General features: G+C 59.1%; 29 protein-coding genes. 14 read left to right on the forward strand and 15 right to left on the reverse strand.

Going from position 1 to position 26,888, the window contains the following annotated elements:
* Nucleotides 1–48: 48 nt before the first annotated feature.
* A complete protein-coding gene (locus B30_RS19045; protein WP_009573827.1) occupies nt 49–963 on the reverse strand; it encodes a LysR substrate-binding domain-containing protein in 915 nt (304 codons plus the stop codon).
* Between the two features lie 75 nt (nt 964–1,038).
* On the opposite strand from B30_RS19045, the gene pcaD reads away from it, so the two are divergent.
* The 5 genes from pcaD (at nt 1,039) to B30_RS19070 (ending at nt 4,653) form a co-directional block, all read left to right on the forward strand.
* Nucleotides 1,039–1,821 carry a 3-oxoadipate enol-lactonase gene (gene pcaD / locus B30_RS19050; RefSeq protein ID WP_009573828.1) on the forward strand — a complete coding sequence of 261 codons (783 nt, stop codon included), beginning with the start codon at nt 1,039–1,041 and terminating at the stop codon, nt 1,819–1,821.
* Complete coding sequence (gene pcaC / locus B30_RS19055) at nt 1,818–2,204, forward strand: 4-carboxymuconolactone decarboxylase (protein WP_009573829.1); 387 nt, start codon at nt 1,818–1,820, stop codon at nt 2,202–2,204. The genes pcaD and pcaC overlap by 4 nt, the downstream gene beginning before the upstream one ends.
* Nucleotides 2,197–2,925: a protocatechuate 3,4-dioxygenase subunit beta gene (gene pcaH, locus B30_RS19060; protein WP_009573830.1), complete on the forward strand. Its 729-nt coding sequence runs from the start codon at nt 2,197–2,199 to the stop codon at nt 2,923–2,925. Before pcaC ends, pcaH begins: the two co-directional genes overlap by 8 nt.
* A gap of 1 nt (nt 2,926) precedes the next feature.
* Nucleotides 2,927–3,532, forward strand: a complete 606-nt coding sequence (gene pcaG, locus B30_RS19065; RefSeq protein WP_009573831.1) for a protocatechuate 3,4-dioxygenase subunit alpha — start codon at nt 2,927–2,929, stop codon at nt 3,530–3,532.
* 68 nt (nt 3,533–3,600) lie between these two features.
* Nucleotides 3,601–4,653 (forward strand): 3-carboxy-cis,cis-muconate cycloisomerase, encoded by a 1,053-nt coding sequence (locus B30_RS19070; RefSeq protein ID WP_009573832.1) that lies wholly within the window; start codon nt 3,601–3,603, stop codon nt 4,651–4,653.
* On the opposite strand, the gene pobA is transcribed toward B30_RS19070, so the two are convergent.
* On the reverse strand, nt 4,650–5,819 hold the full coding sequence (pobA, locus tag B30_RS19075) for a 4-hydroxybenzoate 3-monooxygenase (RefSeq protein ID WP_009573833.1): 1,170 nt from the start codon (nt 5,817–5,819) through the stop codon (nt 4,650–4,652). The genes B30_RS19070 and pobA overlap by 4 nt on opposite strands.
* Before the next feature lie 91 nt (nt 5,820–5,910).
* Here pobA and B30_RS19080 point away from each other — a divergent pair, with 91 nt between their 5' ends.
* Nucleotides 5,911–6,768, forward strand: a complete 858-nt coding sequence (locus B30_RS19080; protein ID WP_009573834.1) for a helix-turn-helix domain-containing protein — start codon at nt 5,911–5,913, stop codon at nt 6,766–6,768.
* On the opposite strand, the gene B30_RS19085 is transcribed toward B30_RS19080, so the two are convergent.
* From B30_RS19085 to B30_RS19130, 10 genes are all read right to left on the reverse strand, one after another.
* Entirely contained in the window at nt 6,765–8,321 is a 1,557-nt protein-coding gene (locus tag B30_RS19085; RefSeq protein WP_009573835.1) for an acyl-CoA dehydrogenase family protein, read from the reverse strand. The two genes, B30_RS19080 and B30_RS19085, sit on opposite strands and share 4 nt — an antisense overlap.
* Nucleotides 8,318–9,193: a 4-hydroxyphenyl-beta-ketoacyl-CoA hydrolase gene (locus tag B30_RS19090; protein WP_009573836.1), complete on the reverse strand. Its 876-nt coding sequence runs from the start codon at nt 9,191–9,193 to the stop codon at nt 8,318–8,320. Before B30_RS19090 ends, B30_RS19085 begins: the two co-directional genes overlap by 4 nt.
* A 10-nt stretch (nt 9,194–9,203) precedes the next feature.
* Nucleotides 9,204–11,021 (reverse strand): feruloyl-CoA synthase, encoded by a 1,818-nt coding sequence (locus B30_RS19095; RefSeq protein WP_009573837.1) that lies wholly within the window; start codon nt 11,019–11,021, stop codon nt 9,204–9,206.
* 39 nt (nt 11,022–11,060) lie between these two features.
* Entirely contained in the window at nt 11,061–11,516 is a 456-nt protein-coding gene (locus B30_RS19100; RefSeq protein WP_009573838.1) for a MarR family winged helix-turn-helix transcriptional regulator, read from the reverse strand.
* Between the two features lie 13 nt (nt 11,517–11,529).
* The gene (locus B30_RS19105; protein WP_009573839.1) at nt 11,530–12,852 is read right to left on the reverse strand and encodes a TRAP transporter large permease; all 1,323 of its coding nucleotides are present in this window, start codon (nt 12,850–12,852) and stop codon (nt 11,530–11,532) included.
* The gene (locus tag B30_RS19110; RefSeq protein ID WP_009573840.1) at nt 12,852–13,391 is read right to left on the reverse strand and encodes a TRAP transporter small permease; all 540 of its coding nucleotides are present in this window, start codon (nt 13,389–13,391) and stop codon (nt 12,852–12,854) included. Before B30_RS19110 ends, B30_RS19105 begins: the two co-directional genes overlap by 1 nt.
* A 3-nt stretch (nt 13,392–13,394) precedes the next feature.
* Complete coding sequence (locus B30_RS19115) at nt 13,395–14,435, reverse strand: TRAP transporter substrate-binding protein (RefSeq protein ID WP_100220156.1); 1,041 nt, start codon at nt 14,433–14,435, stop codon at nt 13,395–13,397.
* Between the two features lie 97 nt (nt 14,436–14,532).
* Nucleotides 14,533–15,306 (reverse strand): crotonase/enoyl-CoA hydratase family protein, encoded by a 774-nt coding sequence (locus B30_RS19120; protein WP_009573842.1) that lies wholly within the window; start codon nt 15,304–15,306, stop codon nt 14,533–14,535.
* Nucleotides 15,307–15,329: 23 nt separating this feature from the next.
* Nucleotides 15,330–16,094, reverse strand: coding sequence for an SDR family NAD(P)-dependent oxidoreductase (locus B30_RS19125; RefSeq protein ID WP_009573843.1), 765 nt, complete (start codon nt 16,092–16,094; stop codon nt 15,330–15,332).
* A 208-nt stretch (nt 16,095–16,302) separates the two neighbouring features.
* Nucleotides 16,303–16,773, reverse strand: a complete 471-nt coding sequence (locus tag B30_RS19130; RefSeq protein ID WP_009573844.1) for a MarR family winged helix-turn-helix transcriptional regulator — start codon at nt 16,771–16,773, stop codon at nt 16,303–16,305.
* Nucleotides 16,774–16,939: 166 nt separating this feature from the next.
* On the opposite strand from B30_RS19130, the gene B30_RS19135 reads away from it, so the two are divergent.
* From B30_RS19135 to B30_RS19170, 8 genes are all read left to right on the forward strand, one after another.
* Complete coding sequence (locus B30_RS19135) at nt 16,940–17,974, forward strand: TRAP transporter substrate-binding protein (RefSeq protein ID WP_009573845.1); 1,035 nt, start codon at nt 16,940–16,942, stop codon at nt 17,972–17,974.
* Nucleotides 17,975–18,052: 78 nt separating this feature from the next.
* Entirely contained in the window at nt 18,053–18,550 is a 498-nt protein-coding gene (locus B30_RS19140) for a TRAP transporter small permease (protein ID WP_009573846.1), read from the forward strand.
* Nucleotides 18,543–19,934 carry a TRAP transporter large permease gene (locus B30_RS19145; protein ID WP_009573847.1) on the forward strand — a complete coding sequence of 464 codons (1,392 nt, stop codon included), beginning with the start codon at nt 18,543–18,545 and terminating at the stop codon, nt 19,932–19,934. Before B30_RS19140 ends, B30_RS19145 begins: the two co-directional genes overlap by 8 nt.
* A 136-nt stretch (nt 19,935–20,070) precedes the next feature.
* On the forward strand, nt 20,071–21,273 hold the full coding sequence (locus B30_RS19150; RefSeq protein ID WP_009573848.1) for a 3-hydroxybenzoate 6-monooxygenase: 1,203 nt from the start codon (nt 20,071–20,073) through the stop codon (nt 21,271–21,273).
* A 28-nt stretch (nt 21,274–21,301) separates the two neighbouring features.
* On the forward strand, nt 21,302–22,000 hold the full coding sequence (locus tag B30_RS19155) for a fumarylacetoacetate hydrolase family protein (RefSeq protein WP_009573849.1): 699 nt from the start codon (nt 21,302–21,304) through the stop codon (nt 21,998–22,000).
* A 15-nt stretch (nt 22,001–22,015) separates the two neighbouring features.
* The gene (maiA, locus tag B30_RS19160; protein ID WP_009573850.1) at nt 22,016–22,663 is read left to right on the forward strand and encodes a maleylacetoacetate isomerase; all 648 of its coding nucleotides are present in this window, start codon (nt 22,016–22,018) and stop codon (nt 22,661–22,663) included.
* A gap of 27 nt (nt 22,664–22,690) precedes the next feature.
* Complete coding sequence (locus B30_RS19165) at nt 22,691–23,794, forward strand: cupin domain-containing protein (protein ID WP_009573851.1); 1,104 nt, start codon at nt 22,691–22,693, stop codon at nt 23,792–23,794.
* Entirely contained in the window at nt 23,794–24,363 is a 570-nt protein-coding gene (locus B30_RS19170; protein ID WP_009573852.1) for a maleylpyruvate isomerase N-terminal domain-containing protein, read from the forward strand. The genes B30_RS19165 and B30_RS19170 overlap by 1 nt, the downstream gene beginning before the upstream one ends.
* Before the next feature lie 9 nt (nt 24,364–24,372).
* Here B30_RS19170 and B30_RS19175 read toward each other — a convergent pair whose 3' ends face one another.
* Genes B30_RS19175 through B30_RS19185 form a run of 3 tightly spaced genes read right to left on the reverse strand, consistent with a single transcriptional unit; the run spans nt 24,373 to nt 26,854 of the window.
* Nucleotides 24,373–24,987 (reverse strand): AAA family ATPase, encoded by a 615-nt coding sequence (locus tag B30_RS19175; RefSeq protein WP_009573853.1) that lies wholly within the window; start codon nt 24,985–24,987, stop codon nt 24,373–24,375.
* Nucleotides 24,987–25,778 carry an ATP-binding cassette domain-containing protein gene (locus tag B30_RS19180; RefSeq protein ID WP_009573854.1) on the reverse strand — a complete coding sequence of 264 codons (792 nt, stop codon included), beginning with the start codon at nt 25,776–25,778 and terminating at the stop codon, nt 24,987–24,989. Before B30_RS19180 ends, B30_RS19175 begins: the two co-directional genes overlap by 1 nt.
* Nucleotides 25,775–26,854 carry an ABC transporter permease gene (locus B30_RS19185; protein WP_009573855.1) on the reverse strand — a complete coding sequence of 360 codons (1,080 nt, stop codon included), beginning with the start codon at nt 26,852–26,854 and terminating at the stop codon, nt 25,775–25,777. Before B30_RS19185 ends, B30_RS19180 begins: the two co-directional genes overlap by 4 nt.
* Between the last annotated feature and the right edge of the window lie 34 nt (nt 26,855–26,888).

A 26,888-nucleotide genomic window follows, 5' to 3' on the forward strand; every position in this document is an offset into this window, starting at 1 on the left:
GTCGGCCAAGGCATCGCGATCGCGTTGGAGGCCGTGTAAGATCGAAGATCAGCGGGCGGACATCTGTTCTGCCCGCCGATGAAGCAAGCTCGCCAAAAGATCGGCAGGGGTGTTTTGACCAAAGGCGAATTTGCGCGTCAAACCGACCGCGCCGGACATGTAATCGGCCTTCATATCAAGCGTCCCCAATGTGCCCGCCGCCAATTCCCGCGCCACCACGCCGCGCGAGATGAACCACAGCATATCCGAGTGCTCCAACAACGTCAGCGCCACCGGCAAAGCCACGGTTTCAAACACCGGACGCAGCGCCGACAGCCCCATTGCAGAGAGATATTGATCGACCGTGGCCCGGATGATCGCGCCGGGATTGGGCAGGATCAGCGGATAGGTCGAAAGCGCCTGAACCGGATCACGACCCAAGGCCGGATGACCGGCGCGTGCGACCAATTCAATCGGCTCATCATAGAGATATTCAAAGGACAGGCCGGGCATGTCCTTGGACCCCGGCATGCGCCCAATCATCAGATCAATTTTACCCGACCGCAGCATGTCGATCAGGTAGCGATTGGGGCCGGTCATCACGCCAATGCGCGCCTCTGGCCGCAGATCGTGAAATTCCAAAGCGACCGAGGGAAAAAATCCACCCGCAACCGTGGGCAGGACGCCAACCTTGACGAGATCGCGATGCGACGGGCCACTGAGCACCCGACACCCGGCCTCAAGGCTTTGCAGGGCAGCAATAGCATGACGGCGAAACGCCTCGCCACCGGGGGTGAGGATCGCGCGCCGCCCTGTGCGTTCAAACAACTCCGTGCCAAGCTGCGCCTCAAGTTCCGACACGGTTTTCGAGAGCGCCGGTTGCGAGACATTGCGCACCCGCGCCGCAGCAGAGATCGTGCCCGCCTCAGCAACGGAGAGGAAGGCTTCGAGGTGGCGGAGTTTGAGACCGTTAGGTATATTCATTTGGTTATGCTTTTTGCATGATATTGTATTTTTTCCAATGAAAATATTATGGCAATCTAAAGCAAGGAGGATCACATGCACGCATTCACCCGCCCTTGGGGCACACAGCATTTGAGCCAGACAGAGGGCGAGGGAACCGCTTTGGTGTTCCTGAACTCTTTGGGCACCGACCTGCGGATGTGGGACGCGGTTTGCGCGCGCCTACCAAAGGAGTGGGCCACGCTACGGATGGACAAACGCGGCCATGGCCTGTCCGAGACAGCGCCCGAGGGCTATGGCATTCCCGATTTGGCCAAAGACGTTTTGGCCGCGATGGACCACGCCGGGATTGAGCGCGCTGTGATCGTCGGCTGTTCCATCGGCGGGCTGATTGCGCAACATATCGCGCTGATGGCGCCTGAGCGGGTGATCGGTCTGGTTCTGTCCAACACCGCGCCGCAACTGGGCCCGGCTGAGGGTTGGTTGTCGCGCATCGAGGCCATTCGCAGCACTGGCATGGCCGCGATGGCCGAGGGGATTTTGCCGCGGTGGTTCGGGCCGGATTTCCTAACCCACCCCGATGCAGCACTTTGGCGCACCATGCTCGCGCGCACCGATCAGGACGGCTACATTGCCACCTGCGCCGCGATTGCGGGCACCGACATCACCGAGCGCCTCGGCGAAATCACCCAACCCGCGCTGGTCATCGCTGGCAAGCACGATCTGGCCACGCCCGCGCCCGTGGTCGAGGCCCTCGCGCGCGCCCTGCCCCGCGCCGATTTCATGATGTTCGACACCACCGGGCACCTGCCCGCAATTGAAACACCCAATGCCTTTGCTGAGGCACTTGTCCGATTTGTCGAAAGGATCACCGCATGAGCAAGACATTCGATCAGGGGATGAAAACCCGCCGCGAGGTCTTGGGCGATGCCCATGTCGACCGCGCCGAGGCTGCGAAATCCGAATTTGACCTGCCGTTTCAAACGCTGATCACCGAGGGCGCCTGGGGCACGGTGTGGTCGTCGGACAAAATCTCGCGTCGGGAGCGGTCGATGTTGACCATCGCGCTTTTGGCCGCGACCGGAAATTTTGAGGAAATTCCGATGCATATCCGCGCCACCGCGCGCACGGGCGCATCGAAAGAGGATGTGGCGGAGGCGCTGCAACATGTGGCGATTTACGCGGGTGTGCCAAAGGCAAATCACGCGCTGAAATTGGCCAAGCAGACCTTTGCCGAAATGGAGGAGAGTGGAAATGACTGATATGGGTCCCTTGATCCCGCGCAATCGCGCGATCCATCCGGTGCCGTATGACCCGGATTATAAGACGAGCGTGTCGCGCTCGCCCAACCTGCCGCTTTTGTCGATGGAAAGCAGCCCGTCCGAGGAAACCGGCCCGACGTTCGGCCATAACAAACTCGGCGCTTTGGACAACAACCTGATCCTGAACTGGACCAAGGGCGCGGCTCCGGCTGTGGGCGAACGCATCCTCATGCATGGTCGGGTTTTGGACGAAATGGGTCGCCCTGTGCCGAACACATTGATCGAAATTTGGCAAGCCAACGCAGGCGGGCGCTATCGTCATAAAAAAGACAGCTATTTCGCCCCGCTTGATCCGAATTTTGGCGGCTGCGGTCGGACCATTACCGATGAAAACGGATATTATGAGTTCCTGACTGTGCGCCCCGGTGCCTACCCTTGGCCGAACCGCGCCAATGATTGGCGGCCGATGCACATCCATATTTCGGTCTATGGCCACAGCTTCGGCCAGCGCCTGATCACCCAAATGTATTTTGAGGGCGATCCTTTGATCAATCACTGCCCGATTGCGGCGACAATCAAAGACCGCAGCTCGCTGGATCGTCTGGTCGCGCCGCTGGATTTCTCGAAATCGCGTCCGCTCGATTTCCTCGCCTATAAATTTGACATCGTGCTGCGCGGTCGCCGCCAGACCATGTTCGAGAACAAGCTGGAGGGCATGTAAGATGGTCCAGAAACTTGACACATTGATTGAAACCGCCTCTCAGACGGCGGGCCCCTATGTCCACATCGGCTTGATGCCGACCTACGCGGGCAATGGCGGCTATTACGACGAAGAAATCGCCACGACGCCTTTTTTGGACGAGAGCAAAGCCCAAGGCGAAGTCATCGAGATTGTCGGTTCGGTGTTTGATGGCACCGGCTGGGCGATGCGCGATGCGCTTATTGAGTCCTGGCAATGCGATGCGGCTGGCGTGTTTCCGGGAACTGAAGGTGCTGATCCGGCCTTTACCGGACATTGCCGGTTTGCCGCCGATGCCGAGACCGGCGAATTTACGCTGCGCACCGTGAAACCCGGCGTTTATACGGGCCGGGGCGGCGTCACAAGCGCGCCGCATATCTCCCTTTGGGTGGTGGCGCGCGGGATCAACATTGGTCTCAACACCCGAATTTATTTCGAGGATGAGGACAATGCCAATGACCCGCTGTTGAACCGGATCGAACAGCGCCCGCGCGTGGACACATTGATCGCAAAAAAGACCGCCGAGGGCACATATCGCTTTGACATTCGCCTTCAGGGCGCCGGTGAGACAGTGTTTCTCGACCTGTAACTTTTGCACAATTCAAACTATAAGGGGCGGAAACCACCGCCCCTTTCGCCGTAAACAAGGACAATTCGATGAGCAGCTCTGTTTTTGATCACCCGTGGTTGTCCGGTCTGTTTGGCGATTCTGAGATGGCCGCGATCCTGTCGCCTGAGCGGCAGATGGCGCATATGTTGGCATTCGAAGCCGCATGGTCGCGCGCCTGTGGCACAGCGGGCATATTTGATCCGGCGCTGGCGGAAGAAGCCGCGCGCGCGATTGAACGCGCGACAATCGACTTTGCCGATATTGCCGAGGGCATGGCGCAAGACGGCGTGCCCATCCCGCGCCTGATTGCGCAACTCAAAACCATCGCCCCCGCCGCAGCTCTGCACAAAGGCGCGACCTCGCAAGACGTGGTCGACACGGCTTTGGTGCTCTGCCTCCGCGAGGCGTCCTTTTTGATTGCCGGGCGATTGATGGCGTTGGAAACCGCATTGAAAGCGCTGGAAGACCGGTTTGGCGATACGCCCTTGATGGGTCGTACCCGAATGCAGGCAGCCACCGAGATCACCGTGTGGGATCGGGTTTTGAGCTGGCGGTTGCCGCTTGCGGATCACCTCAAAACGCTCGATCAAAAGCGCACCGATGTTGAAAAAGTGCAAATCGGCGGCGCCTCGGGCGACCGCAAGGCGCTTGGGGATCAGGCCGATCTGGTTGTCGCTGAGGTCGCAAAAACCCTTGGTCTCGCGCCCACAGACAAGGCATGGCACAGCATGCGGCATGGCCTCACAGGCTACGCCTCTTTCCTCTCCCTCATCACCGGAAGCCTTGGTAAAATCGGCCAAGACATTGCCCTTATGTCGCAACAAGGCATTGAAGAGATTGCCCTTTCGGGTAGCGGCGGCTCATCAGCCATGCCGCATAAACAAAACCCCGTCGCGGCCGAGCTTCTCGTCACCCTCGCGCGGTTCAACGCCACGCAGGTCTCAGCCATGCATCACGCCATGATCCACGAACAGGAACGCTCGGGCGCGGCATGGTCACTGGAATGGATGGTCCTGCCGCAAATGATGATGGCCACGGGGCGGTCTCTCGCCATGGCCATCACCTTGATCAAAAATGTTGACCGGATCGGCACGCGTTAAAACGGCAAGCCGATGTAGTTTTCCGCCAAATCGCGCCGCGCGGTTTCCGAGGTTGCGAGATGAGTGAGCGTGGCCTTGCGCATCTGTTCAGCAAAGGCATCTTCGCCATCAAACCGGTGCAACATCGTGGTCATTTGCCAACTAAAACGCATGGCTTTCCAGATCCGCTCCAAGGCGCGGGCAGAGTATTCGTCGATGCCCGTCTTGGAGCCGCCCTTCACCGCGTCAATGAGCGCTTTGTACAAGTAATAAACATCAGAAGCCGCAAGATTAAGCCCTTTTGCCCCGGTCGGTGGCACGATATGTGCAGCATCCCCAACAAGGAACATATTGCCCCAACGCAAAGGTTCTGCCACGAAACTGCGCAGCGGCGCGATGGATTTTTCGATCGACGGGCCAGTGATCAAACGTGCGGCCGCGTCAGAGGGAATACGCCGGGAGAATTCGTCCCAAAACCGCTGATCCGACCAATCTTCGACCTTATCCGACAGCGGCACCTGCACATAATAGCGCACCAGATTTTCGTTGCGCATCGAGGCAAGCGCAAAGCCGTGGCGCGAATTGGAATAAATCAACTCGTCATGAACGGGCGGGGTTTCGGACAATATCCCAAGCCAACCAAAGGGATAGACGCGTTCGAACTCGCTGCGTTTTTCCTCGGGGATGGTTCTGCGCGACACGCCGTGAAAACCATCACAACCCGCCACATAAAGACACTCAAGCCGCTTGCGCGCACCCTCATGGGTGAATTCGACATAGGACGTGGCTTGATCAAGATCGTGGATCGACACATCTTCGACGCCGTGGATCACGGTGGTGCCGATGGCGTCTTGGGCATTGTAAAGGTCGGTGGTGACCTCGGTCTGACCGTAGACCATGACCTGTTTTCCGGTCAGCTCCTTAAAGTCGATATGGACCATCAACTCGTCGTCGGTGAGGTAACAACCGTCATGCGGGATGCCCTCTTGCGCCATACGCGCGCCGACGCCCGCCTCGTTCAAAAGTTCGACCGTGCCCCATTCCAAAATACCGGCACGGATGCGCGACAGGACATGCGCGCGGGTGGAGCGTTCCAAAACGACGGTCTCGACTCCCGCTTTGTTCAACAGTTGTGACAGCAAGAGGCCAGATGGGCCTCCGCCGATAATGGCGACTTGGGTTTTCATATGCGTCTCTCCCTTTTCTTAGGAATGACATTAGTGCCATCCCGCCCTCACCAGAATGGACGGGGTCGGCAATGAATGGTATTATTCAGGCATGAGTGACACAAACATCATCCCCGCCTTCAACCTCTTTGGCGAAACCAGCGCCTTTCCCGATGTGGTGCATTGCGAACGGGTGTTTGACCGGGCGGGATTGCATGATTGGGTGATCTCGCCGCACCGCCACCATCAAATGACCCAGATTTTCCACATCGAACAGGGTCACGCCCGCGCGACCTTGGATGGCGAAGAAAAAGCCCTTAAAAGCGGAGAATTCCTATATATTCCGACAAAAATCGTGCATGGGTTTTCCTTTCAAAAGGGCACCGAAGGTTTGGTCCTTTCCCTCCCGTCCCCAGTGGTGCAACGCGTGGGCCCCCGCACGCCGGCCCTTACCGCGTGGCTGAACACGCCCCATCACGGTCCATTGGGCACTGCGGGCACGCAATTGCTCAATGCGATTGCACAATCGTATGCGTATACTGGTACATTTCGCACACAGCGCTTGATTGCCCTCTCAAACGCCCTGCTGGTGACACTGGCCGAGGAAAGTGATGAGGGCGCGCCGCCAAATCACGCCCCGACCCAGCAAATGCAACGGCTTGAAGCACTGATTTCCGATCATCTGAATGAGGGATGGGGACCAAGCGAGTTTGCAACCGCGCTGCATATGACCACGGGGCATTTGAACCGGATTGTCAAACATCAGACCGGAGCGAGCCTGTCGCAATTTTTGGAAACAACCGTGATGACCGAGGCCTGCCGCCTCCTGGCCTTCACGCGGCTGTCCGTGGCCGAAGTGGGCTATCGTTTGGGCTATTTTGACCCGCCGTATTTCTCCCGCCGCTTCCGGGCGCGCATGGGGGAAACCCCCACCAGATACCGCGCCCGGGTCGCGGGAGAGGCCGGTTAAACCGCCAAAGGCAGACGCACCGGCAAAGGACGGCGTGCCACGCGTTTGGACAGGCGGATCAGCTCCGCATCGCCCGTAGATGCGAGTTTACACCAGAGGGCTTGAAACAAAAGTTCAGAAGTTAAGGTCATGAAATCATGGGCTTTCTCAAAGGTCTCTTTGGACATTGCCGCACGTTCTCCTTGCCAATCAGACAAAAGCGCCAAACACGCCGCATCCCCGCCCGCAAGCCGTTCAATCAGCGCAGCGAACGCATCGGGCCCCTCAGGCGCACGCAGGCCCCGCGTGGCGGTGGAGATGGCATGAATGCCATTCGCGCCCTCGTAGATCGAAGTGATGCGGGCATCACGCCAGGTCTGCGACACGCGATATTCCGTCAGGTAGCCATAGCCGCCCAGCACCTGCATGCCCAAATCCGCCGACACAATCCCGGCATCGGTACAGAACACTTTGCAGATCGGCGTGAGGAAATCGACCAGCGCACGATTTTCGCCCAGAGCAAGTTCCACCATGGTCAGATAGGTCATGGCGCGGGCGCCAAGGGCCAGTGATTTCTGGGTATCGAGCATCCGGCGCACGTCCGGGTGATCGGCCAACACCGCGTCTGTGCCGTCCGGCTTGCGGCCTTGTTTGCGTTCGCGGGCGTAGGTTTCCGCGATCTGGTGGGCACGGCTGGCGTGGGCGACACCTTGCAGCGCCACATCCAGACGGGCGTGGTTCATCATGGTAAACATCGCCATCAGCCCGCCGCCCTCTGGGCCGATCAATTCGGCACGCGCGCCATCAAAGGCCAATTGGCAGGTGGGCGAGGCATGAAGGCCGAGTTTTTCCTCGATCCGGGTCACGGTGACCGCATTGCGAGTGCCGTCGATGTCAGAGCCACAGAGAAACAGAGACAGGCCTTTGATCCCCTCGTCCGGCGCGCCGGTGCGGGCCAAAACGAGGTGCAAAATCCCCTCCGACATGTCTTGATCGCCGCCGGAGATGAAAATTTTCTCCCCCTCGACCCGCCAAAAATCGCCTTCACGGGTGGCTTTGGTGCGGATACGAGAGAGATCGGAGCCCGCCCCCGGTTCGGTCAGACACATGGTGGAGAGCACCTCACCTGACACCAGTCGCGGGATCCAAGTGTGTTGCTGCGCCTCAGTGCCGAATTTCATCAGCGTCGAAATGGCACCGGGCACGAGGTTACAGACCATTTGCAACGCGTGGTTTGCGCCCGAAAACATCTCGGACACACCCGCCGCGATCACCGCGCTTTGCGCCATGCCGCCGAAGGCTTCGGGGGCTGTGAGGCCCTGCCAGCCGCCGTCAGCGAGTTGAGCAAAGGCGTCTTTGAACCCGTCCGGCATGGTGACGCGGCCCTCCACCAAGGCACAGCCCCGCGCATCGCCCGGCTCGTCCAAGGGCGCGATCACGCCCTCGGCGAAACTGGCAAAATGCGACAGGATGCCCTCGGCCAACTCATCATCCCAATCGGGCAGGCGATCTGCGCCTGCAACCTCTTTCAAACAAAAGAGAATATCCTCAAGAGGGGCCTGAAACGGGGTCATTCAGCCACCCCCAAAAGCCGCATCGCGTTGTCTTTCAAAATCAACGGGCGGACCTCGTCGCGGAACTCGGCTTTTTCAAACGCCGCCAACCATTTTTCCGGCGCGATCATCGGCCAGTCGGAGCCAAAGAGCATCTTTTCCTTCAGCATCGTGTTGGCATAGCGCACGAGGATTGGCGGGAAATATTTCGGCGACCAACCGGACAGGTCGATGTAAACATTCGGCTTATGCGTTGCCACCGACAAAGCCTCTTCTTGCCAGGGGAACGACGGGTGGGCGAGGATGATTGGCATGTCGGGAAAATCCACCGCCACGTCGTCAATATACATGGGATTTGAATATTTTAGCCGCATCCCATTGCCGCCCGGCATCCCCGATCCAACGCCGGTTTGACCGGTGTGAAACAGCGCCGGTTTGCCAGACTCGGCGATGGCCTCATACAGCGTGTAGGCATTGCGATCATTGGGGTAGAATCCCTGCATCGTCGGGTGAAATTTAAAGCCCTGAACGCCGTGATTTTCGACCAAATCGCGGGCCTCACGCGCGCCCAGTTTGCCCTTGGCCGGATCAATAGAGGCGAAGGGAATGAGGATGTCCTCATGTTTGGCGGCGGCCGCGGCGACCTCGTAATTGTTGTAACGGCGGTAGCCGGTTTCGCGCTCGGCATCGACTGGGAAAATCACCGCAGCGATGTTCATCTCGCGGTAATGCGCGGCGGTTTGATCAATGGTCGGCGGATGCGACCACGGCGCGCCAAAATAGGACGCCATCGAGGCCTGAAGGTCATCATAGCCATCGTCATCATGACAGCCACAGGCCTCTTCGGCATGGGTGTGAAAATCAATCGCGCGGACAGAGGTAAAATCTACCATTTTCAGCTCCTTACACCCGGATCAATGCGGGGTCTTCATTGTCATACATCCGCTCCAAAAGCGCGGCACGACGGGTGATAATTTTGCGGGTATTCAGTGACCCTTTGTCGGTGATCTCGCCGTCTTTGACCGAGGGCGGTTCGGCCAAAATGATGGCACGCGCGATGCGTTTGGCGGAGCCGGAGGCGGCGCGGGCCATTTTGCGCAACACATGGTGAATTTCGGCCTGAAGATGCTCGTCAATCACGGCACCTTCAGAGCTGTTGTCACCATGAACATGATCGGGGCGCGGGAAGACCATCAGACCAATTTCGCCACGATCGTGACCACAAACGACCACATCCATCACCAACCCACGCAACGCTTCCAAAGCGTCAAGCCGCAGCTTGCCCGCCTGCACCCAAGTGCCGGTCAAGAGTTTGAAATCCTCGGACACACGACCATCAAACACCAGTCCGCGGTTCATATCCACGGGATCGAGAAACTTGACCGCATCGCCGGTGATGAAAAAGCCCTCGTCATCAAAGGCCTCGGCGGTTTTATCGGGATCGTTGAGATAGCCGGGCATGACATTCGGGCCTTTGACCCGGATTTCACAGCGCATGTCGGCATCGGGGATGAGTTTGACCTCAACGCCGGGCAAGGCCACGCCGATGACGCCCGAGCGACCGATCGGTTCATGCACCATGACGTTGGCGGGGGCGGTTTCGGTCAGGCCCCAGCTTGAGATCATCAGCGGCAGCTTGCCCCGCACTTCGATGGCCATCTCTTCGAGTCGCGTCCAAACATCTTGTGGCAGGGAGGCCCCGGCATAGAACAGCATGTCGAGGTCTTTGAAATAGGCCTCTTTGAGGGCTTGATTGTGCTCCATCTCATGCACCAGCATGGCAAAGCCCACCGGCACGTTGAACGCCGCAGTACAGGATTTTTCCGTTACGTTATCAATGGTATGCTGAAACAGCGCCTTGGTTGGCTTGCCATTGTCGATGTAGAAAGACCCGCCGTGCATCAGCATCATATTGACGTTATGCGAGCCGCCGAAAACGTGGTTCCACGGCAGCCAATCAACGATGCGCTGCGGGCGCTCTTTCATGAATGGCAGGACCGAGGCCATTTGGGCCTGATTGGCACACATCATCCGCTGGGTCGTCATCACGCCTTTGGGGTCAGAGCTTGACCCCGACGTGAAGAGGATTTTGGCCAAAGTGTCGGGACCGACCTTGGCATGGACCGCGTCAAGATCAACAGAAGCGTCGCCTTTGAGCAGGTCGGCAAAGGCCGTAACCGGACGCGGCGCGCCTTCGGTGTTGGAGGCGACAATTTCGATCCCGTCGAGATCGGCAAGGGCGATGGCTTTGCCGTAGCGGGCGGCGTCATCGACAAAGGCCAGTTTCGGTTTGGTCTTTTTGATCGCGTATTGCAGGCGGAAATGGGCTTCCTCAATGAGCGAATATTGTTCGGCCAAAGGCACGGTCGGCACCCCGGCCCATTGCGCGCCAAAGGAGAGCAAGGCGTGATCAACCGAGTTGCCGGACATGATCAGGATCGGCGTGTCTTGTCCCAACCCGCGGGCGGCCAGCGAGGCGGCGATGGCCTTGACACGCGCGAACACCTCACCATAGCCCAGTTCGCGCCACCCTGCCCCGTCGCGTTCGGCCAAAAACACCGTATCAGGTGTTTCTGCGGCCCATTTTTCCAACCACACGCCCGTGTGCGCCACGACCGAGTCGAGCGGCACGTCAGAGGTCAAAATCAGGCTCGTATCGTCACGTTTTTCCAGCCGAACAGAATGCCCAACCAGCGTGAGCCCCGTGGTTTGATCTTTCATCATTTCCTCCCTTGGCCCTTATTGAGGGCCGGTATCCGATCATGCCTCCGGGCGTCTGACCCGGCGCAACAGCTCTTTGAGAACAGTCACTTCCGCCTCTGTGAGCTTTGAAAACATCGCCGCCTCATGTGCATTGACGGCGGTCTCTGCCTCTTTCCATTTTGCCATTCCGGCCTTGGTCGCGCGCAGGGCGTATTGGCGTCGATCCCCCTCAACCCGTCCGCGCGAAATCAAATCGGCGCTTTCCAGTTCATCGACCAAAACCACCACGCCGGAGCGTTCGATACGAAGCGCCTCGGCGAGGCGGCTTTGGGAAATGTCAGGATTTTCGATGATCACCGCCAAAGCCGAAAACGAGGTCATGCGCAGCCCGAGCGGCTCCAATGTATCGGCCAAATCCGCACGCACGTTGAGAAAGGCGCGTTTCATATTATAGCCCACGAACTGACGCAGGTTCTCGTCGGTGATCTCTTTGGCGGCACACTCTTTTTTCACGTCTCTCTCCCGATCAATTGGCCACGATATCGACCAACCAATAGCTCAGAACCGGGAAGCTCACCAGAATGGCGATCCGGAAGAACTCGGCGATGATAAAGGGCGTGGTGCCCCGGAAAATCTGGCTGGTCGGGATGTCTTTGGCCATCGACGAGATGACGAACAGGTTCATCCCCACCGGCGGCGTGATCAGCCCCATTTCGACCACCACCAAAGAGATGATGCCAAACCACATCGCTTGTTGTTCCGGCATGAGGCCGAAGTCCAGCGCCATGATCGTTGGGAAAAACACCGGCACGGTCAAAAGGATCATCGACAGGCTGTCCATCAAACAGCCCATCACCAGATAAAAGGCGATGATGCCCAACAGCACCACGATGGGCGCGACATCCGCAGCGGAGAAAAACGCGGCCACATCAGACGGCATCCGCGAGAGCGCCAAAGCGACGTTAAAAATATCGGCGCCGTAAACGATGGCAAAGATCATCGCGGTCGATCCGGCGGTGTCGATCAGGCAATCGAGGATCGTTTTCGGCGTCAGCCCGCCGGTGAACAGACCCGCGACCAGCATCAGGACGACGCCCACGGATGCACCTTCGGCCGGTGTAAAGAAGCCGCCATAGATGCCGCCCAAAACCACGACAAAAATTGCCACCACATGCCAAATGTCGCGCAGTGCCTTAAACCGGGTTTTCATATCGGCGGGCGCGTGGGTCGGCCCTTCGTTCGGAAACAGACGGACGTAAATGGCGATGGCGATGAAAAAGCCAATGACCGCCAAAATGCCCGGAATGGTCGCCGCCAAGAACAGTTTGACGATGTTCTGTTCGGTCAAGAGTGCATAGATGATCAGCACGACGGAGGGCGGGATCAGGATGCCCAATGTGCCGCCCGCCGCCAAGGACCCGGACGCCAAAGCACCGGAGTAGCCGTTTTTGCGCATCTCCGGCAAAGCCACCCGCGCCATGGTCGAGGCGGTGGCCAAGGACGACCCCGAGATGGACCCGAACATCGCACAGCCCGCAACCGATGCCATCGCCAAACCACCACGCAAATGCCCGATCCAGGCATTGGAGGCGGCAAAGATCGAGGCGGAAATGCCCGAGCGGGTCGCAAGATGACCCATGAGGATAAAGAGCGGCACGATGGCCAACTCATAGGACATGAATTTGTCGACCCAGGCGGTGTTGAAATAGGCCATGAGCGCATAGGGCGAAGCGAGCACCATATAGCCCACGGCCCCCACCATCCCCATCGCCAAAGCAATCGGCATCCGGGCAAAGATCAGGATCAGCAGCACAATGACCATGATGATCGCGATTGTCAGCGGTTCCATCAGCGGACCTCCATGGCACGAAAAGCGTGGCTCAACATTGGCAGGCTTTGCAAAAATGCGACAACGGCCGACAGCGCAGTGCCGAACAGGGCGGGCAGATAGACCCACCAAACAGGCGCGCGCAGCAACATGGTGCGGTCGCCATACTCGTGCATTTCACCAAGCCCCACCGACAAACGCCACGCCAAAAAGGCCCAGCCGAACGCGAAGAGCAATGTCCAAACCCCATCCATGCGGCGTTGGGTCAAAGGCGAAAGCCAAAGGGTGAAAAGATCGACCATGACATGGCCTTTGTTGAATTGGCACAGAGGCAAAAACAGCGAGGCGCAGGCGGCACAGGCCAATTCGACCAGTTCGAAATCGCCACGAATACCGCCAAGGCCAAGGTTACGCATGATCACCGAGGCGGCGACCGTGATCGAGGCGGCAAAAATCACCGCCCCGCCCACGCCAGCCGCGCCAAGGCAGACCCGTTGCAGGATCAGGAACACGCGGCCATGCGGCGCCTGTTCCGTCTCATTTGGGAGCCGCTCGGCCATGGGTTACCCCGCGTCCAACAGGGCGTTGGCCCGCGCCACAATCGCCGCGCCATCATGGCCTGCGTCATTGAGCTTGCCGATCCATGTGTCATAAATCGGGGCCGCCATCTCACGCCATGTATCGATTTCAGAGGCCGCGATGGTGTGAATTTCATTGCCCTGTTTTTCGACAACGGATTTGCCAAAGGCCTCGAATTCATCGAATTGCGCGCCCAGACGACGCGACAGATCGGCACCGGAATGGGCGTCGATCACCGCGCGCAGATCATCGGACAGGCCTTCATATTTGCGCTCGTTCATCACGAGGGCAAAGGTGTTGGCATAGATGCCGCGCCCGCCCGCTTCGGGTTCGTTGGTCACTTTGGTCAGTTCTTGCAGCTTGAACGCCGGCACCACCTCATAGGGCAGGCAACAGCCATCAATCACGCCGTTTGAGAGCCCCACGACCATTTCGGTCACCGGGAAAAACACCGTCTCCGCGCCCATCAGGGCCAGCATTTCGCCGGTCGCTTGGTTCGGTGCGCGCAGTTTCAGACCTTTGATGTCCTCGGCGGAGGAGACGATCTGACCACGGGTGTGAATTTTGCCACCATCATGGGTGTGGAAGGCCAAAGGTTTCATGCCTTTGTATTCGTTTTGACCGAATTCTTCCATCAGTGTGTGCATCGCCACCGATGTCTTTTCGGCATTGGTCACCATAAAGGGCATCGCCATGGTTTCGGCCACCGGGAACCGGTCCGGCGTATAGACCGGCAGGGTCCATGCAATGTCACAGATGCCTTGGCGGGCCTGATCGGCGAGCTGGGGTGGTTTGCCGCCAAGCTGCATCGACGGGAACATTTGCATCTCGATCGCGCCACCCGAGGCCTCAGAGATTTCCTGGGCCCAGACGTCAAAGAACCGCGTCTGCATCGGGGCGACGCCCGGCAGGAAATGGTGCACGCGCAGGGTCACCTCTGCGGCATGGGCTTTTTTCAGGAATGCGGGTGTGGCCAAAGCCGCCCCCAGTGTCGTCATCGCCATCCGGCGTGTCATAGTCGTCATATTGGTTCCTCCCATTGATGACATTTGGCCCCTCGCCCGAGCCTTGATCCTCTTGCAGCGGCCCCGCGCTCCTCCGCGCAAGGCCCCTCACCGCGCGTTACCGAAAGACCGGAGCGCGCTTTTCGAGAAAAGCTTTCAGGCCCTCCCCGGCATCTTCACTGGTCTGCGACACCGCCGCACACATGCTTTCCATGAACAGACCATCGGATTTGGACATGTCGGAAATCCGGCTGATCGCCTGAATCATCATGTAATTCGACAGGGTGGCGTTTTTGGCAATTTTGGTCGCCAGTTTGCGCGCCAAATCCATCGCCTCGCCCTCGCCCACCGCATAATGCGCCAGCCCGAGATCAAGCCCCTCAATTGCGTTATATTTGCGCCCGGTCAGCATCATTTCACACATCCGGTCGGCCCCAAGAATGCGCCCGATCCGAACGCTCGCGCCACCGCCCACAAAGATGCCGCGCATCCCTTCGGGCAGTTGAAACATCGTCGAAGGTTCGGCAATGCGCACATGGGTCGACGCCGCCAATTCCAAGCCACCGCCGATCACCGCGCCAAACATGGCGGAGATCACCGGCAGGCCGGAGAATTGAATTTTGTCCATGACGCCGTGCCAATTGCGCGAATGGCGCATCGTGCCTTCGGCATCGCGGGCAACATGTTCAGAGAGATCAAGGCCCGAACAATAATGCCCCGCCGTCCCGGTCAGGATCACCACGCGCACGCCCTCTGGCGGGCGAGAAAAGAACGCGTCGATCGCGTCCAAAAGCGCGTCGCACATGGCATTGCGTTTGGCCGGGCGGTTCATCGTCAGCGTGGCGATGGTGCCCTCAATCTCGACCTTCAGGATCTCTGTATCAGCTGTCATTTTATTTTCTTCTTTTTATTCAGTTATTTGATCGGCATACGCGCGGCGGCATCCAGTCGGATCACCGTGCCGTTGAGCATCGGGTTCTCCACAATCGACTGCACAAGCTGCGCATATTCTTCCGCATGGCCCATGCGCGAGGGGAACGGCACGGATTTGAGAATGTCGGCTTTGATGTCCTCGGGCAGGCCCGCGCTCATCGCGGTTTCAAACAAGCCCGGTGCAATCGCCATGACCCGAATGCCGAAACGCGCGAGTTCACGCGCGGCGGGCAAGGTCATCGAGGCCACCCCACCTTTGGAGGCGGAATAGGCCGCTTGGCCGATTTGACCGTCTTCAAAGGCGACAGAAGAGGTGTTGATGATCACGCCGCGGGTGCCGTCGTCGTCCAGCGGGTCGGCTTTGGCCATGGCCCGCGCGGCGATGTTCATCACCGCATAAGTGCCCAAAAGATTGACGTTCAGCGCCTTGGCAAAGGCGTCAATCGTCAGGCTGCCATTGCGCGGCAGGATACGCGCGGCGGTGCCGATCCCGGCGCAGGATACGGTGACGCGCGGGGTGCCAATGGTATCCTCGATCTTGGCAAACGCGGCCTCAACGGCGGCGGCATCGCTGACATCAACGCCAAATCCCACACCACCGATCTCGGCGGCGGCATGTTCGGCGGCCTCTTTTGACAGGTCCAACACGACCACTTTCGCGCCCAGCGCCGCGAGCCGTTTGGCGGTGGCAAGGCCAAGCCCACTGGCCGCACCCGTCACAACGGCGACATGCCCTTCGATCTTCATGTGATCTCCTCCCATTTGAGCAAACCATGCGAAGATTTAATTGTTATGTCAATGAACAATTAATGGAGTGATCTATCTCGCAGATGCAGCATGAGAGACGTCCCTGCAGCGCGATTTGAAAAGGCAAATAAAAAACCACACGGCACGCAGGCTGTGTGGTTTCTTCGGCCTTAAAACAGACAAGACGCGGCAGCGCAGAAAAATCAGATCAGGGCTTTCGATCAAGAATCAGTGGCGCGCGGCTGAGGTGATTGCCGGCATCCGCAACCTTGGCAGCAAGCCGCAAAAACTCCGCCCGCTCCGCTTCGTTCAGCCCCAATAGGATCTCATCCTGAAACCGCTTCACCACCGGGATCAACTCTTGCAAAATCTGCTCCCCCTCGGGCGTCAGCGTGATCGTGCGGGCGCGGCGGTCGCGTTCATTCACGATCCGTTTGACCAACCCCTTGCCCTCCAAGCGATCCACCACGCCGCCGATGGTCGCCCGGTCATAGGCGATCACCCCGGCAAGGCTGGCCTGATCCAGACCGGGTTTGGCGTGCAGCGCATTCATCGCGGCGAATTGCACCGAGGTCAGCGCATGGCCCGTGGCCCGCATCCGCTCATTAAAGATCGACATCGAGATCTGATTCAGTCGGCGAATCAAATGTCCTGCCATGTTGTGGATCTCAAGTTTCATCGGCCCTCTTATCATTATTTTTGCCACCATATGCCTCCTCCATAGCCCACGGGACTTGAGGCAGGTCAATAATAAGTATGCTTACAGACTTGACCCAGATCAATAGTAAGTATACCCACTATCTGCGCAACGGGAGTGCGCCCAGATAAAATTCGGAGGAGCTCATATGTTTTCTAAAGCCAAAATTCTCGGCACACTCACGGCCGCCGCGATCCTGTCGGCCACCACCGCCATGGCGCAGGACGTCACGCTGATCATGCACCATTTCCTGCCGCCGGTGGCCAATGCCCATAAGGTGATGTTGGAACCTTGGGCCCAGACCATAGAAGCCGAAAGCGACGGTCGCATCGACATTGAAATCTATCCGGCCATGTCAATGGGTGGCAAACCCAGCGAGTTGTACGGTCAGGTCCGCGACGGCACCGCCGACATCGTTTGGACCCTCTTGGGCTACACGCCGGGGGTATTCCCGCGCACCGAGGTGTTTGAATTGCCTCGCGTTCACAAAGGCTCCGCCCGCGACACCACCATCGCGCTCAATGCCTCGCTTGATCTGTTGGCCGAGGATTTCAAGGACATCCACGTGCTGTTTTTGCACGCCAATGACGGCAACCTGATCCATTCCGCCAGCACACCGATCACCACATTCGAAGACGTCGCGGGCATGAAACTGCGCACGCCGGGTCGTTCTGGCGCCTGGACGATTGAGGCCATGGGCGCAGAACCCGTCAGCCTGCCCGTCCCCGCCGTGCCGGAATCCATGGCCAAAGGCGTGATCGACGGTGCCCTGACCACCTATGAAATCGTACCGGCGTTGAAATTGCAGGAACTTGAAAAATACACCGCCGAATTGCCCAATGGCGACCGATTTGGCACCGCCGTCTTCATGGTGGCGATGAACCAAGACGCCTATGACGCGCTGCCGGATGATCTTAAGGCGGTGATCGACGCCAACTCCACGGTCAATGTCGCCGCAGAAATCGGCCAGATGTGGGAAGATTTCGAAGTCGAAGGCATTGCCGCCTTGGACGCGGCGGGCGTGACCCGCACCGTGTTCTCTGCCGAAGAGGGTGCGAAATTTGACGCCGCCAATGACACTGTCGTGACCCGCTGGATCGACGAAGTCTCCAGCAAAGGCATTGATGGCGCGGCGCTTGTCGACGCGGCCCGTGCCGCAGTGGCCAAAGCCGAAGCCCAATAAACCCAACCTAAGCGGGGGCGCTGGTTCACCCAACACCCCCGCTACCGACCCCACCACCACCCAACCGGGAGGCCTGCTATGCACGCTCATGTGACGCGTCTGGCTGACATCTTTGCGATGCTTGGAGGCGTGATCCTCTTTGTCATCGTCATGGTCACCACCACCAACACCGGCGCATTCATCCTCGACCGCATCCTTGCGCCCGTTGGCGTCAATGTCTCTGGCCTGCCCGGCTATGAAGACTTTGTTCAACTCGCCATTTCCGGCGCGGCCTTGATGTTTTTCCCTTACACGCAGGCCTCGCGGGGCCATGTCGCGGTCGACCTTTTCGTCGCCAACGCGCCGATGGTGGTCAAACGTGTGCTGGATCACATGTGGCTGATCCTCACCGCCGCTGTGGCGTTGTTTTTGGCCTATTGGATGATCAACGGCTTGCTGGAATCGCGCTCGGACGCAGCGGTGGCCGGGGTGCTCGGCTGGCCGATCTGGCCGTTTTATATCCCCGGCATCGCCTCGATGATCCTTTGGGCCATCGTCTCTGTGAGCCAAATTTTCGGAGATGCCCGCTATGCTTGATCCCATCACCATCGGCGTGGTCGGCCTTGTTGTCCTGTTCGCCCTTTTGATGCTGCGGATGCCTGTGGGCATCGCAATGATCTTGGTCGGCGTCGGCGGCACCTATGCGCTGTCTCTGTCTGTGCCATATGTGCGGTTTGTGCCCTATATTCGCCAGTTCAAGTCTTTGCTTTGGGAAAACGTGGCCAATTATGACCTCTCGGTCGTGCCTCTTTTCGTGCTCATGGGCTATATCGCCGCCGAAGCGCGGCTGTCCTCTGATTTGTTCAAAGGCTTGGAGGCGTTGCTGTCGCGTCTGCGCGGCGGCGTGGCCATGGCGGCGATTGCGGCCTGTGGGGGCTTTGGCGCGGTCTGCGGATCATCCTTGGCGACGGCCGCGACCATGGGCAAAGTCGCCCTGCCGGAGTTGAAAAAACTCGGCTACGCGGATCGTTTGTCAGCGGGCGCCTTGGCGGCAGGCGGCACGTTGGGCATTCTCATTCCGCCCTCTGTCGCGCTGGTGATCTATGCGATCATCGTTGAGGGCTCGATCCTCAAAATGTTCCAAGCCGCGGTCCTCCCCGGCCTTTTGGCGGTGCTGTCCTTTATCCTCGTGGTTGCCATTCAGGTGCGGATCAACCCGTCCCTGGCCCCCGAACCGCGCCCGATGCCACGCGACGAACGCAACATCGCGCTCAAACGCCTGTTCCCGGTCATCGCCATTTTCGGCGCAATCATTTTGGGGCTGGGGTTTGGCCTGTTTACCCCCACCCCCGCCGCCTCCATTGGCGTGTTCATGATCGCCGCTTATGGCTTTGTTTTGCGGGCACTGACCGGCGAGGGGCTGAACCTCAAAGGCCTCAGACGCGCGGTTCAGGCGACGGCGATCACCTCCGGCATGATCTATCTGATCCTGTTTGGCGCCGAAGTGCTCAAGGGCTTTTTCACCCGATCCGGCCTGCCGCAAGCTCTGTCTGACTGGGCCGCGACCTCTGGCTTGGACCCGATGTTGGTGCTGGTCATCATGTTGATCGCCTTCGTGATTCTTGGCTGTTTCATGGAAAGCCTGGCGATGATCCTTGTCGTCGTGCCGTTCTTTTGGCCAACCCTGATTGCCCTCAATGGCGGCGAATATGTCAGTGCCGCCGATGCCGCCTTTGGCATGGACATCGAGGATTTGAAAATCTGGTTCGGCATTCTGGCGCTGATCGTGGTCGAGCTTGGACTGATCACGCCGCCTGTCGGTCTCAACGTGTTCATCATCTCCTCTCTGGCCAAGGACACGCCGATGTCGACCGTGTTTCGCGGTGTCATGCCCTTCCTTGGCTCTGAAGTCATCCGTGTGGCGCTGATCATCCTGATCCCCGCTCTCACCCTCACCATTCCGCGCCTGATCGGCGGCTAAAGCGTTTCGCGTTAAACTTGAGACACAAGTTTGATGCGAAACGCGCACAACATCTAAATCTTGCACGGCGTTTCGCGAAAATCTGTGATCCAGGCCTTTCACGAAACGCTTTAAGTTCCGAAAAAGGAGATATCTCATGTCTGATCTTCCTATCCTCATCGCCGGTGGTGGCATCGGGGGGCTCGCCGCCGCCTGTGGCCTCGCCCGCAAAGGTCATCGCTCCATCGTCGTCGAACAGGCCCCCGCGCTTGGCGAGATTGGCGCGGGCATTCAAATCGGCCCGAACGCCTTTCATTGCTTTGACTATCTCGGCATCGGTGACGAGGCACGCGACAAGGCCGTCTACATTGACGCCCTGCGCCTGATGGACGCGCAAACCGCCGAAGACATCACCTCGATCCCGCTCGACGCGCCGTTTCGCGAGCGTTTTGGCAACCCCTACGCCGTGGTCCACCGCGCCGATTTGCATGGGGTGTTGTTGAAATATTGCGAAGACAGCCCGCTGATCGACATCCGCACCAACCATGTTGTCGAAGGCTACGACCAAGACGGCACCTCGGTCACGCTCAAACTCAAAGACCGCGATGCGATCAAAGGCTCGTTTTTGATCGGGGCTGAGGGGCTGCGCTCGTCGGTTCGCGCCCAGATGATCGGTGATGGCGAGCCGCGCATTTCCGGCCACACCACCTATCGCTCAGTGATCCCGACCGAACAAATGCCCGAAGACCTGCGGTGGAACGCCGCCACATTGTGGGCCGGTCCGAAATGCCACATCGTTCATTACCCGCTCAAGGGCTGGAAAATGTTCAACCTCGTGGTGACCTATCACCGCGACGTCAAAGAGGCGATTGCCGGAAAACCTGTGTCGAAAGAAGAAGTCGCGCAGGGCTTTGAGCACATCCACCCGAAAGCGCGTCAGATCATCGAACATGGCAACGATTGGAAGCTTTGGGTGCTCTGCGACCGCGAGCCGATTTCCAACTGGGTTGAGAACCGTGTGGCTCTGCTGGGTGATGCCGCGCATCCGATGCTGCAATATTTTGCCCAAGGTGCCTGCATGGCGATGGAAGACGCGGTGGCCTTGTCCCATTGCATTGAAAACTATGGCGATCATGTCGAAAACGCGCTTCAGCGCTACCAAGATATGCGCCGTGTGCGCACCGCCCGGGTTCAGATGAATTCCCGCCTGATCGGTGAATATATCTACCACCCGGATGACGCCAAAGCGGCCGTGCGCAACCATGTGATGAAGGGCATGTCCCCCGCACAATGGTACGACCAACTCTCATGGATTTATGGCTCCACAGGCCTCGACGAAACCGCTTTGGCGGCTGAGTAACCTCCCCAAAAACCAAAGGACAGATCAGATGACGTATGTCTTCCCCCCCGCGCCTCAGGCCACGATTGCAGTTGAGGGCACCGACGAGCGCCTCCCCGTGCGTCGCATTTTCTGCGTCGGCCGCAACTACGCCGCCCATGCCCGCGAGATGGGCAAAGACCCGGATCGCGATCCGCCGTTTTTCTTTACCAAACCGGCGGATGCGGTTGTGGACAGTGGCGAGACCGTGGCCTACCCGCCCGAGACCGAGAACTTTCACTACGAGGCCGAATTGGTCGTGGCAATCGGCACCGGCGGTAAAAACATTACCGAGGCCGACAGCCTGTCCCATGTCTGGGGCTATGCGGTGGGCAACGATTTGACCCGGCGCGATCTGCAACTCAAAGCCCGTGAACAGGGCCGCCCGTGGGACTGGGGCAAGGCGTTTGACCGCTCTGCCGTGATTGGCCCGGTGTTCCCGGTCGCCAAGGTCGGCCACCCGTCCAGCGGCGCGATCACGCTCACCGTCAATGGCGATGTGAAACAGGATGCGGATCTCAATGAACTGATTTGGTCGGTGCCAGAGATTATTTCGATCCTGTCGCATTCCATTGCGCTGGCCCCCGGCGATTTGATCATGACCGGCACGCCCGCAGGCGTCGGCCCGCTCGTTTCTGGTGATGTCTGTGTCGTCTCCATTGAGGGCCTAGGGTCGATCGAGACCCCTATTGGCCCCAAAGAAGATTGAGCGAGGCCGAATGCCATGACATTGAAGTTACACAACTTCTTTCGCTCCTCCACCTCAACGCGGCTGCGTGCCGCGTTGAACCTCAAGGGGGTGGATTTTGACTATATCCCCTATGTGCTGCGGACGGGGGAAACCCGCACGCCGGAGTATTTGGCGAAAAACCCGCAAGGCTTGGTGCCGACCTTGGAGCGTGAAGACGGCACGTTTATGACCCAGTCTCTGGCCATCATCGAATGGCTGGAGGAAACCCACCCCGAACCCGCGCTTTTGCCTAAAGATGCCGACGGGCGGGCGCGGGTGCGGGCGCTGTCTTACATGATCGCTTGCGAAATCCACCCGCTCAACAATCTGCGGGTGCTGTTCCGCCTGCGCGATCAATTCGACGCCGACGAAGAGGCACAAAAAGACTGGTTCACCCATTGGGTCACCACCACTTTTGACGCGTTTGAAGCGGCCCTGACGCACAGCGCAGACACCGGCACCTATTGCCACGGCGACACGCCCACTTTGGCGGATGTGTGCCTTTACGCGCAGGTCTGGAACAACAAACGCTTCGGCATTCCGCTTGATCCCTGGCCGACGATTGCGCGCATTTATGCCGCCCTCGACCAACTCCCCGCCTTTGCCAAGGCGGCCCCGCCCCAACAGCCGGACGCAGCCTGAGCGTCCCCAACCCGCAAGGAGGTTCCCATGAATGAACAGCTTGATCACGACAGTGTAGACCATGCGATGCAGCCCGACGACACGCCAGAATTGCGCGCGCTTTACAAAGGGTTTGAGGCCGAAAGCCTGATCCCGCTTTGGACCCAGCTTGGCGATCTGATGCCGATCCATCCAAAATCCAAAGCTGTGCCGCATGTTTGGAAATGGTCGAACCTGCTGCCCTTGGCGGAAAAATCCGGCGAACTGGTGCCGGTGGGTCGCGGGGGCGAGCGCCGGGCCCTTGGGCTAGCCAATCCAGGCCTTGCGCCCAACGCCTATGTCACACCGACCATGTGGGCCGCGATCCAATATCTCGGCCCGCGAGAAACCGCGCCCGAACACCGCCATAGCCAAAATGCGTTTCGCTTTGTCGTCGAGGGCGAAGGCGTGTGGACCGTGGTCAACGGCGATCCGGTGCGGATGTCGCGCGGCGATTTGTTGCTCACCCCGGGGTGGAATTTCCATGGCCACCACAATGACACGGACAAACCGATGGCATGGATCGACGGGCTCGATATTCCGTTCAGCCAGCAAATGGATGTGGGCTTTTTTGAATTCGGCTCCGACCGGGTGACCGATTACGCCACGCCGAATTTTTCGCGTGGCGAGCGGCTTTGGTGTCATCCGGGCCTGCGGCCACTGTCGCAGTTGCAAAACACCGTGTCCTCACCGATCGGGGCCTATCGCTGGGAGTTCACCGACCGGGCGTTGACCGAGCAGCTTTTGTTGGAGGACGAAGGCCAACCCGCCACCGTCGCCCAAGGCCATGCCGCGATCCGTTACGTCAATCCGACCACCGGCAATGATGTGATGCCGACGATCCGTTGCGAGTTCCACCGTCTGCGCGCAGGCGTTGAAACCGCACCGCGCCAAGAGGTCGGATCGAGTGTGTTCCAAGTGTTCGAGGGCAAGGGTTCGGTGGTGCTCAACGGCGTGACCACCCCACTTGAAACCGGCGATATGTTCGTCGTGCCGAGCTGGGTCAAATGGTCGTTGCAAGCGGAGAGCCAATTCGATCTGTTCCGGTTCTCTGACGCGCCGATCATGGAAGCGCTGTCGTTCATGCGCACGAAAGTCGAGGGGCAAAGCTGATGACGCTTGGCGAGACCGATCAGGTCGCCCGCGCAGCGCTCAAGGCCCGCCAAGGCAAGGGCGCGCGCTATGACGCCGCCGGTGCGCCCGCCGAAGACCTGTTGATGGCGCGTCGTGGCACCGCCTATTTTGCCCGCAAACTCAATGAGTTGTCGGATAACGATCTGGACGGGGCAGTCTTGCGCCCCGACTGGACCCGACGGCATGTGATCGCCCATGTCAGCTATCATGCCCGCCATCAGGCTTTGCTGCTTGAGGCGTTGGTCAAGGGCGTGGCCTATACGCCGCCGAATGACGAAAAGCACCAAATGCCCGCTTTGGACCTGGCCGCGACCTTGCCGGCGCGCGCCCTGCGGCACTTGTTTCATCACTCGGAGGTGCATTTGAACGTCTGTTGGCGTGACCTCACCGATGCGCATTGGGACATGCCGCTGACACTGCCTGATAGCGCGGCGACCACCGTCCGCGCTCTGCCCATGCTGCGCGCGCGCGAGGTCTGGTTTGGCGCGTTGGATTTGGACAATGGCGGGCGGCGGACGGACCTGCCGCAAGCGGTGCGCGGCCTGTAATAACCGCCTTTAATCGCTCGATATGGTCCAATCGGCGGACGTGCTTTGCGTGATCACTGTGTCGGCGTTGATCAAATCATTGCTCTGCGCCCGCACGCGCGCCGCATCCGGGTCCAAGCCGTGATCCAACCAACGCGCGATCAGGCGGCGTTCAAGCTCCGCCTTTGGCACGTCGATAAAGACCGTCATATCCCAAAACCGGGCGAGATCGCGCCAAATGGGGCGGTCGAGCAAGAGGTAATTGCCCTCGATAAGCAGAATACGCGTGGCGTCAGACAGCGCCCCCGCCTCGGGCACGGTGCAATCTTTGGTACGGTCAAACAGCGGAAAGCGCGGGCTGTCACCCGTGGCGAACTGTGTGATCAGGCTCAAAAAAGCCGCCGCATCAAAGGTGTCTGGCGCACCTTTGCGCGCCAGAAGGTCGTGCTGGCTCAACCAGTCATTGTCGCGATGAAACCCGTCCATCGGGATGACCTGCGCCTCTGGTCCGATCTGATCGGCCAACGCCTCGGCCAGCGTCGATTTGCCCGCGCCGGGAGGTCCGGCAACGGCAACCAAAAGCCGCGTCCGCCCGTCTGCGGCGGCGCGGATTTTGGCAACCAAAGCGTTCAGGCGGCTCTCCATCAGGCGGCTGCGGCCTCGGCCGGTGGCTCTTTTGCCCCGGTCATAAAGGCCACGGCATCCGACATGGTGTATTCTTTCGGATCAATCACGCAAAGCCTGCGACCAAGGCGGTGGATGTGAATCCGATCCGCCACTTCGAACACATGCGGCATGTTGTGCGAGATCAAAATGATCGGAATGCCACGCGAGCGCACATCCTGAATGAGCTCCAACACCCGGCGGCTTTCCTTGACGCCAAGAGCCGCTGTCGGTTCGTCCAAAATGATCACCTTTGAGCCAAAGGCCGCGGCGCGGGCCACGGCGACGCCTTGCCGTTGCCCCCCCGACAGGGTTTCCACCTGTTGGTCGATGTTCTGGATCGTCATCAGACCCAGCTCGGACAGTTTTTCACGGGCGAAATCGCGCATCGCCCCATGATCCAAAGCCCGAAGGAACTTGCCCGCAAAGCCGGGTTTGCGAATCTCGCGCCCTAGGAACATGTTGTCGACGATGGACAGCGCAGGCGAGAGCGCGAGGGTTTGATAGACCGTGGCGATGCCTGCGTCCTGGGCCTCAAGCGGCGAGCGGAAATGAATCTCTTCACCATCCAGTTTGATCGTACCCGCATCGGGTTTGACCGCGCCAGACAGCGCTTTGATCAAGGAGGATTTGCCCGCGCCGTTGTCCCCGATCACGGCCAAAATCTCGCCCGGATAGAGTTCGAAATCACAGGTGTCGAGCGCGGTGACGCGGCCATAGCGTTTGGTCAGGCCCTTGGCCGAAAGAATGGGCTGAGTGTTGGACTGTGTCATGCCGAAGCCTTTCTGATCCATTGGTCGATGGCGACCGCGATGATGATGAGCCAACCGATGGCAAAGACCTGCCAGAGCACATCCACACCGGCCAGACGTAACCCGGATTGGAACACGCCGACGATGAGCGCGCCAAACAGAGCGCCAAGGATCGAGCCGCGCCCGCCAAAGAGCGAGATGCCCCCGATCACAACGGCGGTGATGGATTGCAGGTTGCCCTCATAGAAGGCCTGCGGCGAAATAGACCCAACCCGACCGATAGAGGCCCATGCGGCGACGGCACAGATGAAACCGGAAAGCGCATAGACCGACAAAAGCGTGCGGTCGGTGCGAATGCCCGCCAATTCCGCCGCCTCTTTGTCGTCGCCCACGGCGTAAACATGACGGCCCCAGGCGGTTTTGTTGAGCATGTACCATAGCACCGCAAAGACCAGCACCATTAGGATCGAGCCATAGGTGATGCGCGCGCCGCCCATTTCGATGGTCTGGCCAAAGAATTTCAGCAAAGGCGCATTGGCGTCGATGTCTTGCGAGCGGATGGATTGCGCACCTGATAGCCATAGGTTGAGCGCGAAAAAGATCGACCACGTGCCCAAGGTGGAGATAAAAGGTGGCAATTTGATCTTGGTGACCAAGAAGCCGTTGATCAGCCCCGCCACGGTCCCGCCAACAAAGGCAACGATGAGCGCGATGGGCGCAGGTACGCCGTTATACACCGCCAAATTGCCCGCAATCACCGCCATCAAAACCATGATCGCCGCAACCGACAGGTCGATCCCTGCGGTGAGGATGATCAGGGATTGCGCGGCGGCGAGGATACCGATGATCGACACCTGCTGCATGATCAAAGTCAGGTTGAAGGCAGAGAAAAATTTACCGCCTGCAATCAGGCCGAACACAACAACGGCGGCGGCCAAAACGATCACCGGGACCAGCGTTGGATTGCCATGCAAAGCCGACTGAAGCCGTTCGATGATATTTTTCTGGGAGGTCTCAAACGAGGCGACAGACCGGTCGCTTTTATCCAGAACCTGTTTAAAATCTTGGCCTTTTTTGGCCGAGGTGGTGTCACTCATTTCCCTGTCCTTCGAGGTCGGAGGGCGAAAAGAG

It is taken from the genome of Celeribacter baekdonensis B30 (genome assembly GCF_000299875.1).
In the GTDB taxonomy this organism is placed as follows: domain Bacteria; phylum Pseudomonadota; class Alphaproteobacteria; order Rhodobacterales; family Rhodobacteraceae; genus Celeribacter; species Celeribacter baekdonensis_A.